Origin of the sequence: Streptomyces sp. WELS2 (genome assembly GCF_013870595.1) — a bacterium.
Lineage (GTDB): Bacteria > Actinomycetota > Actinomycetes > Streptomycetales > Streptomycetaceae > Streptomyces.
Window position 1 is genome coordinate 1 of the sequence record NZ_JACBWZ010000117.1, and the last position, 12,441, is coordinate 12,441.

Below are 12,441 nucleotides of genomic sequence, written 5' to 3' on the forward strand. Positions count from 1 at the left end.
TGCCGATCAAGCACCGCGCCTCCCCCTCGACGGGGCCCGTCCGGGCCCGGTCTCATATCAAGCCAGGGGCGGCCCCGGGTCAAGACGGCGGACCCCTCCGGTGGCGACACGCGGCTCAGGAGGCCGGCGCCTGCTCCGCCGCCGGAACGCCCTGCACCGTCATCCGCGCGGAGAGCGCGTGGTTGAAGCGGGTCAGGAGCGTGCAGAACTGCTCGCGCTCCTCCGGCGCCCAGTCGTGTGTCAGCTCGGCCATGAGCTGACGCCGGGACGAGCGCACCTCCTCCAGCCGCGCGGCGCCGCGCGGCGACAGCTGGAGCACCACCGCCCGCCCGTCCTCCGGGTGCGAGGTCCGCTTGACCAGGCCGGTGTCGACCAGGGGGGCCACCTGCCGGGTGACCGTGGAGGAGTCGATGCCCATGCTCGCCGCGAGCGCCTTGACCCCCATCGGGCCTTCCTTGTCGAGGCGGTTGAGCAGCAGATACGCCGCACGGTCCATGGAGTTGCGCACCTGGCCCACGCCGCCGAGCCGCGTCTGCTCGGCACGGCGCGCGAACAGCGCCACCTCGTGCTGAAGGGTGTCGAGAAGACCGGTGTCACCGACGGTCGTCATGTCCATCGACATTCCTGGTGTTGTGGGCATGGCCGGAGGCTCACTTCATGAGGGCTGCTGGGTTGGGGGACAGGGTACGCGGCCCGGAGCCGGGCCGTACCGGCGCTGTGCGAACCGGTCTCGCGGCTTGGTCACATCCGTCGTGCGCAAACGTGAACTGCGATGCTGGTGGTATGAGCTACCGCACGGCCGACTCCTTGCGTTCCGTCACCCTCGACGATGTGCGCGGTGCCCGGAAAACGCTGTCGGGCGTGGCCCGGGTGACCGCGCTGGAGGGCAGCCGGTACCTGTCCCGGCTGGTCGGCGCGCCGGTGCACCTGAAGTGCGAGAACCTCCAGCGGACCGGCTCGTTCAAGCTGCGCGGCGCCTACGTGCGGATCGCCGGGCTGCTGCCGGAGGAGCGGGCCGCCGGTGTGGTGGCCGCCAGCGCCGGCAACCACGCGCAGGGCGTGGCGCTGGCCTCCTCGCTGCTGGGCGTGCACGCCACCGTGTTCATGCCGCAGGGCGCGCCGCTGCCGAAGGTGAGCGCGACCCGGGATTACGGCGCCGAGGTGCGCCTGCACGGCCAGGTGGTCGACGAGACGCTGGCCGCCGCCGAGGAGTACGCGGCCCGCACCGGCGCGGTGTTCATCCACCCCTTCGACCACCCGGACGTGATCGCCGGTCAGGGCACGGTCGGCCTGGAGATCCTGGAGCAGTGCCCGGAGGTGCGCACGATAGTCGTCGGCATGGGCGGCGGCGGGCTCGCGGCCGGGGTCGCGGTGGCGGTCAAGGCGCTGCGGCCGGACGTCCGGATCGTCGGCGTGCAGGCGGAGGGCGCCGCCTGCTACCCGCCCTCGCTGGCCGCCGGGCGCCCGGTGTCGCTGCGGAACCCGGTGACGATGGCCGACGGCATCAGGGTGGGCCGGCCCGGCGCGGTGCCGTTCGGGATCGTCGGCGAACTCGTCGACGAGGTGCGCACGGTCAGCGAGGACGAGCTGTCGGCGGCGCTGCTGCTGTGCCTGGAGCGGGCCAAGCTGGTCGTGGAGCCGGCCGGGGCGAGCCCGGTCGCCGCGCTGCTGGCCGCGCCGGAGACCTTCGGGGGACCGGTCGTCGCGGTGCTCTCCGGCGGCAACGTCGATCCGGTGCTGATGCAGCGCGTGCTGCGGCACGGCATGGCCGCGCAGGGCCGCTACCTGGCCGTGCGGCTGCGGCTGACGGACCGGCCGGGCGCGCTCGCCACGCTCCTCGGGGTGCTGTCGGCGGCCGACGCCAACGTCCTCGACGTGAGCCACGTCCGCACCGACCCGCGCCTCGGGCTCGCCGAGGCGGAGGTGGAGCTTCACCTGGAGACCAAGGGCCCGGCGCACTGCACCGAGCTCGGCCGGGCGCTGCGGGACGCCGGTTACACGGTCATCGCCTGACATCCGACGGCCGACCACCCTTTCGGGTGAGGTCTCTTGAGAGACGCGATACATCGCGTTACGGTATCTCGTGTGATCGCCGGGCTGCCCGTCCGCACCCGTGCCAGGCGGATGCCCGCGCCGTTGGGGAAAAAGGGGGGCGCGTCCGGGCGAACACACCTAGCTTTTGCGAAGAGTCCGTCCCGAAAAATCCCCGACGAGGTGGAGACAGACATGCCAGGGGCCATCTATGCCGAAGGTCTGGTGAAGACCTTCGGCGACGTAAGGGCACTGGACGGCGTCGACCTGGACGTGCCCGAGGGCACGGTCCTCGGCCTGCTCGGGCCGAACGGCGCCGGCAAGACGACGACGGTCCGCTGCCTGACGACGCTGCTGCGCCCCGACAGCGGCAAGGCCGTCGTCGCGGGCGTGGACGTGCTGCGCCACCCCGACGCCGTGCGCCGCTCCATAGGCCTGTCCGGCCAGTTCGCGGCGGTGGACGAGTATCTGACCGGCCGGGAGAACCTGCAGATGGTCGGGCAGCTGTACCAGATGAGGGCGAAGGCGGCCAAGGCCCGCGCGGCGGAGCTGCTGGAGCAGTTCCACCTCGCGGACGCCGCCGACCGCCCCGCCAAGACGTACTCCGGAGGCATGCGCCGCCGGCTGGACCTCGCCGCCGCCCTCGTGGTCTCCCCGCCGGTGATGTTCATGGACGAACCGACGACGGGCCTCGACCCGCGCAACCGCCAGCAGCTGTGGGAGGTCATCAAGCAACTGGTCTCGGGGGGTACGACCCTGCTGCTCACCACGCAGTACCTGGAGGAGGCCGACCACCTGGCGCACGACATCGCGGTCGTCGACCACGGCCGGGTCATCGCCCAGGGCACCTCCGACCAGCTCAAGGCCCGCACCGGCGGCGAGCGCGTCGAGGTCGTGGTCCAGGACCGGCAGCGCATGGCGACCGCGGCGGAGGTGCTGCGCGGCTTCGGCAAGGGCGAGACCACGGTCGAGGAGCACACCCGCCGGCTCACCGTGCCCGTCACCGGCGGCGCCAAGCTGCTCGCCGAGATCATCCGCGAGCTCGACACCCGCGGGATCGGGATAGACGACATCGGGCTGCGCCGCCCCACCCTCGACGACGTCTTCCTCTCCCTGACGGGACACGCGGCCCAGGACGCCGACCAGGACCGGCAGGACGCACCGCACGAGCGGAACACCCGCAAGGAACGGAACGAACGGAACGGCAAGGAGGCCGTGAAATGAGCGCCGTCACCGAGGCCGCGCCCGCCACCGCACCCGGCAACGCCGTCGGCCGGTCCGTCCGGGACTCGCTGATCGTTGCCCGCCGCAACTTGATCCGCATGTCGAGAATCCCCGAAATGCTCATCTTCGGGCTTATTCAGCCGATCATGTTCGTGGTGCTGTTCACCTATGTGTTCGGCGGCTCCATGAAGATCGGCGCCAGCACCAGCGCGCTCGACTACAAGAATTTCCTGATGGCCGGCATCTTCGCGCAGACCGTCACCTTCGCCACCGCGGGCGCCGGTGCCGGCATCGCCGACGACATGCACAAGGGACTCATCGACCGCTTCCGCTCCCTGCCCATGGCGCGCGGCGCGGTGCTGACCGGCCGCACCCTGGCCGACCTGGTGCAGACGGCGCTCACCGTGCTGGTCCTCGCGATCGTCGCGCTGCTGGTCGGCTGGCGGACCGGCTCCGACGGCGACACGAACGCCGGCCGTGTCCTCGCCGCGTTCGGGCTGCTGCTCCTGCTCGGCTACGCCTTCACCTGGATCGGCGCGCTGATCGGCCTGAGCGTGCGCACCCCGGAGGCGGCCACCTCCGGCGGTCTCGTCTGGCTCTTCCCGGTCACGTTCCTCTCCAACGCTTTCGTGGACACCGCCAACATGACGCCCTGGCTGCGCCACATAGCCGAGTGGAACCCGTTCAGCGCCACCGTCCAGGCGGCCCGCGTGCTGTTCGCCAACCCCGGGCAGTCCGCCTCGGGCGCCTGGCCGATGCAGCACCCGGTGTGGGCCTCGCTGATCTACTCGGTCCTGATCGTCGTCGTCTTCCGCACCCTGGCGGTGCGCAAGTACCGCTCCGCGACCGCCTGACCAGCGGACCGGCGGCGGCCACCGGCCCGCTGTCCGAGCCCGCACATGACAAAGCCCCCGGTCGCCAGCACAGGCGCCGGGGGCCCGGAGCGGACCAGGGGCCCGGCTCAGCCCGTGTAGGGCTCGGCCTTCAGGATCCGCACGGAGGCCTTCTTGCCGTTGGGCAGCTCGTACTCCGCGTCCTCACCGACCTTGTGGCCGATCACGCCCGCCCCCAGCGGGGACTGCGGGGAGTAGGTCTCGATGTCGGCGCTCGCGTACTCGCGGGAGGCGAGCAGGAACGTCAGCGTGTCGTCCTCGTCACCGTCGAAGGCGATCGTGACGACCATGCCCGGGGCGACGGCACCGTTCGCGGCCGGCGGCTCGCCGACCTTGGCGCTCTCGAGGAGCTGGGTCAGCTGGCGTACGCGCAGCTCCTGCTTGCCCTGCTCCTCCTTGGCCGCGTGGTACCCGCCGTTCTCACGCAGGTCGCCCTCCTCACGCGCAGCCGCGATCTTGGCGGCGATCTCCGTGCGCGCAGGACCAGTAAGGTACTCAAGCTCTTCCTTGAGCTTGTTGTACGCCTCCTGGGTCAGCCAGGTGACGTTCTCGCTGGTCTGGGTCACAGGGTGCTCCTCGTCGGTACTGGGAATACAAAGCATCGCCCTACCCAGAAGAATGTTCCCTCATGGATGGGCGAAACCACGAGCCTAACAATTCATGGGGGAAAGGGGGAGGACATAAGCCGTGTAAGTCTCGTCAACGCAGGTCGGGAACCGCGTATTCCGGGTGGCGCCGGGGAGCGCCCGCCGGCCGGCCGTCAGTCGGCGTGGCAGCCGAGCAGCTCGGCCGTCGTCCCCCGGGCGGTCGTACGGAGCGTGACGACCTTGTCGATACGCGTGTCCGGCCCGGAGAACCGGAAGTCGGCCCGGCCCACCTCGGCGCCGTCGCCCGCCTGGGAGCGCACGGTGCAGTAGCCGGACGCGCCGGCGTCCTTGTGGACCTCCAGGTGGACCTTCACCGTGTCGTCGGACGCCTGGAAGGTGATGACCTGGGCGCTGATCTCGTTCTGCGCCACGTAGTGGTAGGCGAAGTAGCCGACCAGGGCCAGCAGGGCCGCCCCCAGCACCGAGGCGGCGATCCTGAGCTTGCGGTCGGCGCGCTCGTCCGAGGAACGGCCGTAGCGGCCCTCGGGAAGCCGCGTGCTCGCGGTACTCATGATCGTCCTCTCCGCGGAATCATTCGCCCCCCGATTGAGTCACTATAGAAGCCGCCGACTGCGCCCGGAGCCACGGGGGCGCCGAGTTACCGAGGATTGAGTCTTGACTGACCAGTTGCGACTGATGGCCGTTCACGCGCACCCCGACGACGAGTCGAGCAAGGGTGCGGCCACCATGGCGAAGTACGTGTCCGAGGGGGTGGACGTGCTGGTGGTGACGTGCACCGGCGGAGAACGCGGTTCCATCCTCAATCCCAAGCTGCAGGGTGACGCGTACATCGAGGAGCACATCCACGAGGTGCGCAAGAAGGAGATGGACGAGGCCCGCGAGATCCTCGGCGTCAAGCAGGAGTGGCTGGGGTTCGTGGACTCCGGGCTGCCGGAGGGGGACCCGCTGCCGCCGCTGCCCGAGGGCTGCTTCGCCCTGGAGGACGTCGACAAGGCGGCCGGTGAGCTGGTGCGGAAGATCCGTTCCTTCCGCCCGCAGGTGATCACCACCTACGACGAGAACGGCGGCTACCCGCACCCCGACCACATCATGACCCACAAGATCTCCATGGTGGCGTTCGAGGGCGCGGCGGACACCGTGAAGTACCCCGAGGACGAGTACGGGCCCGCCTACCAGCCGCTGAAGCTGTACTACAACCAGGGCTTCAACCGCCCCCGCACCGAGGCCCTGCACCAGGCCATGCTCGACCGCGGCCTGGAGTCGCCGTACGGGGACTGGCTCAAGCGCTGGGACGAGTTCGAGCGCACCGAGCGCACGCTGACCACGCACGTTCCGTGCGCGGACTTCTTCGAGATCCGCGACAAGGCGCTGATCGCCCACGCCACGCAGATCGACCCGGACGGCGGCTGGTTCAGGGTGCCGCTGGAGCTCCAGAAGGAGGTCTGGCCCACCGAGGAGTACGAGCTGGCGAAGTCTTTGGTCGATACCTCCCTCCCCGAGGACGACCTCTTCGCGGGCATCCGGGACAATGCCTGACATGAGCGCAAGCGTGAGCCTCGCAATGACGCACCTGGTCCCCCTCGCCAAGGAGGTGGACCAGAACAAGGTCACCCCCGGTGTCCTCGGTTTCATCGTCTTCGCGGTGATGGCGGTGGCCGTCTGGGGTCTGATGAAGTCGATGAGCAAGCACATGCAGAAGGTCGACTTCAAGGAGGCCCCGGACACCGGGGCCGAACCGGCCGGCAAGCAGGCCGGCTCCCCGGCACAGTAGGGCCCCCGGGGCTCACCACCACACCGGCACCGCCACCCCCGTCACCGCACGGCCGTGGCGGTCCGGTCCTCCCCGCGCGCCGGTCGCCGTCGGCTGCCCGCTGTGCCGGAGCCCGTGGGAGAGTGGAACGGTGAACCGACTGGCCCATGAGACGTCTCCGTATCTGCTCCAGCACGCCGACAACCCCGTCGACTGGTGGCCATGGTCGGCCGAGGCCTTCGACGAGGCCCGCCGGACGAACAGACCCGTCCTGCTGAGCGTCGGGTACAGCAGCTGTCACTGGTGCCACGTCATGGCCCACGAGTCCTTCGAGGACCAGGCCACCGCCGACTACCTCAACGAGCACTTCGTCAGCGTCAAGGTCGACCGCGAGGAGCGGCCGGACGTGGACGCCGTGTACATGGAGGCGGTACAGGCGGCCACCGGGCACGGCGGGTGGCCGATGACCGTCTTCCTCACGCCCGACGCCGAGCCCTTCTACTTCGGCACCTACTACCCGCCCGCCCCGCGTCACGGCATGCCCTCCTTCCGGCAGGTGCTGGAGGGCGTCCAGCAGGCCTGGACCACCCGGAAGGACGAGGTCGGCGAGGTCGCCGGGAAGATCGTCCGCGATCTCGCCCAGCGGGAGATCGTCCGGCAGGCCGCCGAGGCGCCCGGTGAGCAGGAACTCGCCCAGGCCCTGCTCGGCCTCACCCGCGAGTACGACCCGCAGCGCGGCGGATTCGGCGGCGCGCCCAAGTTCCCGCCGTCCATGGTGCTGGAGTTCCTGCTGCGCCACCACGCCCGCACGGGCGCCGAGGGCGCGTTGCAGATGGCCGTGGACACCTGCGAGCGGATGGCGCGCGGCGGGATCTACGACCAGCTCGGCGGCGGGTTCGCCCGGTACTCCGTCGACCGCGACTGGATCGTGCCGCACTTCGAGAAGATGCTCTACGACAACGCCCTGCTGTGCCGGGTCTACGCCCATCTGTGGCGGGCCACCGGTTCGGACCTCGCCCGGCGGGTCGCGCTGGAGACCGCCGACTTCCTCGTCCGCGAACTGCGCACACCCGAGGGCGGCTTCGCCTCCGCCCTGGACGCCGACAGCGACGACGGCACCGGGCGGCACGTGGAGGGCGCGTACTACGTGTGGACGCCCGCCCGGCTGAGCGAGGTCCTCGGTGACGACGCCGGACTCGCCGCCCAGTACTTCGGCGTGACCGAGGAGGGCACGTTCGAGCACGGCCAGTCGGTGCTGCGGCTCCCGCAGACGGAGGGCGTGTTCGACGCGGAGAAGATCGCGTCCGTCCGGCGCCGGCTGTTCGACGCCCGTGCCCGGCGGCCCGCCCCCGGCCGGGACGACAAGGTCGTCGCCGCCTGGAACGGGCTCGCCGTCGCCGCGCTCGCCGAGACCGGCGCCTACTTCGGCCGGCCCGACCTGGTCGAGGCCGCGCTCGGCGCCGCCGACCTGCTCGTCCGCGTCCACCTCGACGAACACGCCCGGCTCGCGCGCACCAGCAAGGACGGCCGGGTCGGCCCCAACGCGGGTGTGCTGGAGGACTACGGCGATGTGGCCGAGGGCTTCCTGGCGCTCGCGTCGGTCACCGGTGAGGGCGTCTGGCTCGACTTCGCCGGACTGCTGCTCGACCAGGTCCTGGCCCGGTTCACCGACCCGGAGACCGGCGCCCTGTTCGACACCGCCTCCGACGCCGAGCGGCTGATCCGCCGGCCGCAGGACCCCACCGACAACGCCGCCCCCTCCGGCTGGACCGCCGCCGCCGGGGCCCTGCTGGGCTACGCCGCCCACACCGGTTCCGAGGCCCACCGGACGGCCGCCGAGCGGGCGCTGGGGGTCGTCAAGACCCTCGGGCCACGCGTGCCGCGGTTCATCGGGTGGGGGCTGGCCGTCGCCGAGGCGCTGCTCGACGGGCCGCGCGAGGTGGCCGTCGTGGGACCCGGCCCGGACGACGAGCGGACGGCCGCCCTGCACCGTACGGCCCTGCTGGGCGCCGCCCCGGGTGCCGTCGTCGCCTGCGGCACCCCCGAGGGCGACGAGTTCCCGCTGCTGGCCGGCCGCACCCTCATCGACGGCGCCCCGGCCGCCTACGTCTGCCGGGGCTTCGTCTGCGATCTGCCGGTGACCGATCCGGAGGCGCTGCGGGCGAAGCTGGCGTGAGCCCGCCGGGGCGAGCGGGCGTCAGGGCCGTACCGCGCCGCGCCGGTCCAGGGCGCGCTCCACGATGGCCTCGAGCTGGTCGTGGTGCGCGCCCTTCCAGTACGCCCGGCCGCACTCCGCGCACTGGGCGAACACGTCGTACGTGCGCCGGGTGCCGGCCTCGAGCTGCTCGGCGACCTCCTCCTTGGCGGCTTCCCGCAGCAGGCCGTTGCACGCGGTGCAGCGGGTCCAGGGCCGCAGCCCGGGGTCGAAGCGGTCCAGGACGTCCTGGAGCTGGTCGTCGGGGCGGGTGCTGTAGACGAACGCGCCGGCCCACAGCTCCCGGCGGCGCAGCAGGCCCCGGTCGCGGCTGAGCATCACGCGCTTCTCGGCCGCCGAGCGGGCGGCGAGCGCCGGGTCGCCGATGTCCGTCGACTCGTACGCCGTGTCCACGCCGAGCAGCCGCAGCCGGCGGGCGAGCGTGCCGAGATGGACGTCGAGGAGGAAGCGCAGCGGCGCGCCGGGCACCCGCTGGGGGCGCTCCACCGGACGGACGACGACCCGCTCGGCCGCGGCCGGGATGTGCCCGGGCGGGACCGGGCGGCCGTCCACGACCAGGGCGCCGACCTCGGTGAGCGGGATGCCGAGGGACTCGATGACGTGGCCGAGCGTCGAGACGCCGTCGGTGGCCAGCGCCGTGGCCCCGTGCCGGCGGGCGGCCGGCACGAACAGGTGCAGCGCGGGGTCGACTTCGACGTGGATCTCGGTGGCGTTCACCCGGCCAGCATCGCACGGGACCCCGCGCGGACACCTCGGCGTTTTTCGCCGGGGGCGGCTTACGCGTGCTGGTAGGCGACCAGCGAGATGCCGACGTAGTGCACGACGAACGCGGCGAGGGTGAAGGAGTGGAAGACCTCGTGGAAGCCGAACCAGCGCGGTGACGGGTTCGGGCGCTTGATGCCGTAGATCACGCCGCCGACGCTGTACAGCAGGCCGCCGACCACCACCAGGACCAGGACGGCGATGCCGCCGGCGCGCAGGAAGTCGGGCAGGAAGAACACGGCCGCCCAGCCCATCGCGATGTAGCAGGGCGTGTACAGCCAGCGCGGGGCGCCGACCCAGAAGACGCGGAAGACGATGCCGGCGGCCGCGGCGGCCCAGATGCCCCACAGCAGCCAGCGGCCCTTCCCGCCGGGCAGGAGCAGCAGGGTCAGCGGGGTGTAGGTGCCCGCGATGATCAGGAAGATGTTGGCGTGATCCAGGCGGCGCAGCACGCCGTCCATGCGGGGGCTCCAGTTGCCCCGGTGGTACAGCGCGCTCACGCCGAAGAGCAGACACGCCGTCAGGACGTAGATGCCGCAGGCTATGCGGCCTCTGGTCGAGTCGGCGAGGGCGGTGAGCACGAGGCCCGCGATGAGTACGGCCGGGAACATGCCGAGGTGCAGCCAGCCACGGAGCCGGGGCTTGACCGGATGCGGCAGGGAAAGCGCGACGGGACCGCGGCCTGCGGCCGGCGTGTCCGTGGGCGCGTCGGGGACGGACGCAGTCATGCGGGGCATGGTACCGACGCTTCCGTAAGCCGACCGTCAACGCGAACGAATCCACGTCACTCCCGGGCGCCTGGCAAAAAGTCCTTCAGCTGAACCCAACGTGGACGCAAAACAACCTGGACATCGTGGGATTCCTCACGCCGCTCACCTGTGATGCCCTCTGGACAGATGGGCACTAGACTCGGATGATCAAATGAGTGCGGTCGGCACCGGATGAGCGGCTACGAAGCATCCGGGTCGCGGCCCCCACGGGGCGAACACACCCAAAAAACCCTCACTTAGGAGCAATCGTGGCGCGCGACAACGCGGCTCCCACCGTCGTCCCCACCAACCACCGGGAACTGATCTCGTGGGTCAACGAGATCGCCGAACTGACGCAGCCGGACAGGGTGGTCTGGTGCGACGGCTCCGAGGCCGAGTACGAGCGGCTGTGCGAGGAACTGGTCGCCAAGGGGACGTTCAAGAAGCTGGACCCGGTCAAGCGCCCGCACTCCTACTACGCCGCCTCGGACCCGACCGACGTCGCGCGCGTCGAGGACCGCACCTTCATCTGCTCCGAGAAGGAGGAGGACGCGGGCCCGACCAACCACTGGAAGGCCCCCGCCGAGATGCGGGAGATCTTCAGCGGCGACCAGGGCCTGTTCCGCGGCTCGATGCGGGGCCGCACGATGTACGTCGTCCCCTTCTGCATGGGCCCGCTCGGCTCCCCGCTGTCCGCGCTGGGCGTGGAGATCACCGACTCCGCGTACGTGGCCGTCTCCATGCGCACGATGACGCGCATGGGCCAGGCCGTCCTGGACGAGCTGGGCGAGGAGGGCTTCTTCGTCAAGGCCGTGCACACGCTGGGCGCCCCGCTGGAGCCGGGCCAGGAGGACGTCCCCTGGCCCTGCAACCAGACCAAGTACATCTCGCACTTCCCCGAGACCCGCGAGATCTGGTCCTACGGTTCCGGCTACGGCGGCAACGCCCTGCTCGGCAAGAAGTGCTACGCGCTGCGTATCGCCTCGGTCATGGCGCGTGACGAGGGCTGGCTGGCCGAGCACATGCTGATCCTGAAGCTCACCCCGCCGCAGGGCGAGGCCAAGTACGTCGCCGCCGCCTTCCCCTCCGCCTGCGGCAAGACCAACCTCGCCATGCTGGAGCCCACGATCTCCGGCTGGACGGTGGAGACCGTCGGCGACGACATCGCCTGGATGCGGTTCGGCGAGGACGGCCGCCTGTACGCGATCAACCCCGAGGCGGGCTTCTTCGGCGTCGCGCCCGGCACCGGCGAGCACACCAACGCCAACGCGATGAAGACCCTGTGGGGCAACGCGGTCTTCACCAACGTCGCGCTCACCGACGACGGCGACGTGTGGTGGGAGGGCATGACCGAGCAGCCCCCGGCCCACCTGACCGACTGGAAGGGCAACGACTGGACGCCCGAGTCCGGGACCCCGGCCGCCCACCCCAACGCCCGCTTCACCGTGCCGGCCTCGCAGTGCCCGATCATCGCGCCCGAGTGGGAGGACCCCAGGGGCGTGCCGATCTCCGCGATCCTCTTCGGCGGCCGCCGGGCCACCGCCGTGCCGCTGGTGACGGAGTCCTTCGACTGGAACCACGGCGTCTTCCTCGGCGCCAACGTGGCCTCCGAGAAGACCGCGGCGGCCGAGGGCAAGGTCGGCGAGCTGCGCCGCGACCCGTTCGCCATGCTCCCGTTCTGCGGCTACAACATGGGCGACTACATGGCCCACTGGATCGACGTGGCCAAGGACAAGGACCAGTCCAGGCTGCCGAAGATCTACTACGTCAACTGGTTCCGCAAGGACGACGCGGGCCGGTTCGTCTGGCCGGGCTTCGGCGAGAACTCCCGTGTCCTGAAGTGGATCGTGGAGCGGCTGGAGGGCAAGGCCGAGGGCGTCGAGACCCCGATCGGCATCCTGCCGGCCAAGGGCGCGCTGGACACCGACGGGCTCGAACTGCCCGAGGCCGACCTGGACTTCCTGCTCACCGTGGACAAGGACGTCTGGCGCGAGGAGGCCGCCCTGGTCCCCGAGCACCTGAACACCTTCGGCGACCACACCCCGAAGGAGCTGTGGGACCAGTACCACGCGCTGATCGAGCGCCTGGGCTGAGCCCCGTACCGAAAGACTCCGCGGCCGGTCCGGATGTGCCCTGACCAGCGATCGTCACGACCGGCCGCGGTGACCACCCACCCGGGGCCCCGCACAACGGCGTGCGGGGCCCCGGG

12 protein-coding genes are annotated in these 12,441 nt (G+C 71.2%); 7 read left to right on the forward strand and 5 right to left on the reverse strand.

Going from position 1 to position 12,441, the window contains the following annotated elements; all coding sequences use genetic code 11:
- Window positions 1-115: 115 nt before the first annotated feature.
- Window positions 116-622, reverse strand: coding sequence for a MarR family winged helix-turn-helix transcriptional regulator (locus tag H5J33_RS10380; RefSeq protein WP_181794611.1), 507 nt, complete (start codon window positions 620-622; stop codon window positions 116-118).
- Window positions 623-783: 161 nt separating this feature from the next.
- Between H5J33_RS10380 and ilvA the strand changes: the two genes are divergently transcribed.
- From ilvA to H5J33_RS10395, 3 genes are all read left to right on the forward strand, one after another.
- Complete coding sequence (gene ilvA, locus H5J33_RS10385) at window positions 784-2,013, forward strand: threonine ammonia-lyase (RefSeq protein WP_181794601.1); 1,230 nt, start codon at window positions 784-786, stop codon at window positions 2,011-2,013.
- Between the two features lie 213 nt (window positions 2,014-2,226).
- On the forward strand, window positions 2,227-3,255 hold the full coding sequence (locus H5J33_RS10390) for an ATP-binding cassette domain-containing protein (RefSeq protein ID WP_181794602.1): 1,029 nt from the start codon (window positions 2,227-2,229) through the stop codon (window positions 3,253-3,255).
- Entirely contained in the window at window positions 3,252-4,109 is an 858-nt protein-coding gene (locus tag H5J33_RS10395; protein WP_181794603.1) for an ABC transporter permease, read from the forward strand. Before H5J33_RS10390 ends, H5J33_RS10395 begins: the two co-directional genes overlap by 4 nt.
- Before the next feature lie 107 nt (window positions 4,110-4,216).
- Here H5J33_RS10395 and greA read toward each other — a convergent pair whose 3' ends face one another.
- Both greA and H5J33_RS10405 read right to left on the reverse strand, forming a co-directional pair.
- Complete coding sequence (gene greA, locus H5J33_RS10400) at window positions 4,217-4,714, reverse strand: transcription elongation factor GreA (RefSeq protein ID WP_181794604.1); 498 nt, start codon at window positions 4,712-4,714, stop codon at window positions 4,217-4,219.
- Window positions 4,715-4,908: 194 nt separating this feature from the next.
- A complete protein-coding gene (locus H5J33_RS10405; RefSeq protein ID WP_181794605.1) occupies window positions 4,909-5,307 on the reverse strand; it encodes a DUF4307 domain-containing protein in 399 nt (132 codons plus the stop codon).
- A gap of 124 nt (window positions 5,308-5,431) precedes the next feature.
- Here H5J33_RS10405 and mca point away from each other — a divergent pair, with 124 nt between their 5' ends.
- The 3 genes from mca to H5J33_RS10420 all read left to right on the forward strand — a co-directional run bounded on the left by mca (window position 5,432) and on the right by H5J33_RS10420 (window position 8,682).
- The gene (gene mca / locus H5J33_RS10410) at window positions 5,432-6,292 is read left to right on the forward strand and encodes a mycothiol conjugate amidase Mca (RefSeq protein ID WP_181794612.1); all 861 of its coding nucleotides are present in this window, start codon (window positions 5,432-5,434) and stop codon (window positions 6,290-6,292) included.
- Window positions 6,285-6,527, forward strand: a complete 243-nt coding sequence (locus H5J33_RS10415; protein ID WP_181794606.1) for a hypothetical protein — start codon at window positions 6,285-6,287, stop codon at window positions 6,525-6,527. Before mca ends, H5J33_RS10415 begins: the two co-directional genes overlap by 8 nt.
- A 130-nt stretch (window positions 6,528-6,657) precedes the next feature.
- Entirely contained in the window at window positions 6,658-8,682 is a 2,025-nt protein-coding gene (locus H5J33_RS10420) for a thioredoxin domain-containing protein (protein WP_181794607.1), read from the forward strand.
- A gap of 21 nt (window positions 8,683-8,703) precedes the next feature.
- Here the strand turns inward: H5J33_RS10420 and H5J33_RS10425 are convergent, their stop codons facing one another.
- Both H5J33_RS10425 and H5J33_RS10430 read right to left on the reverse strand, forming a co-directional pair.
- Window positions 8,704-9,438, reverse strand: coding sequence for a Mut7-C RNAse domain-containing protein (locus H5J33_RS10425; protein ID WP_181794608.1), 735 nt, complete (start codon window positions 9,436-9,438; stop codon window positions 8,704-8,706).
- A gap of 59 nt (window positions 9,439-9,497) precedes the next feature.
- Window positions 9,498-10,211 carry a hemolysin III family protein gene (locus H5J33_RS10430; protein WP_181794609.1) on the reverse strand — a complete coding sequence of 238 codons (714 nt, stop codon included), beginning with the start codon at window positions 10,209-10,211 and terminating at the stop codon, window positions 9,498-9,500.
- 290 nt (window positions 10,212-10,501) lie between these two features.
- On the opposite strand from H5J33_RS10430, the gene H5J33_RS10435 reads away from it, so the two are divergent.
- Entirely contained in the window at window positions 10,502-12,325 is a 1,824-nt protein-coding gene (locus tag H5J33_RS10435) for a phosphoenolpyruvate carboxykinase (GTP) (protein WP_181794610.1), read from the forward strand.
- Window positions 12,326-12,441 lie beyond the last annotated feature (116 nt).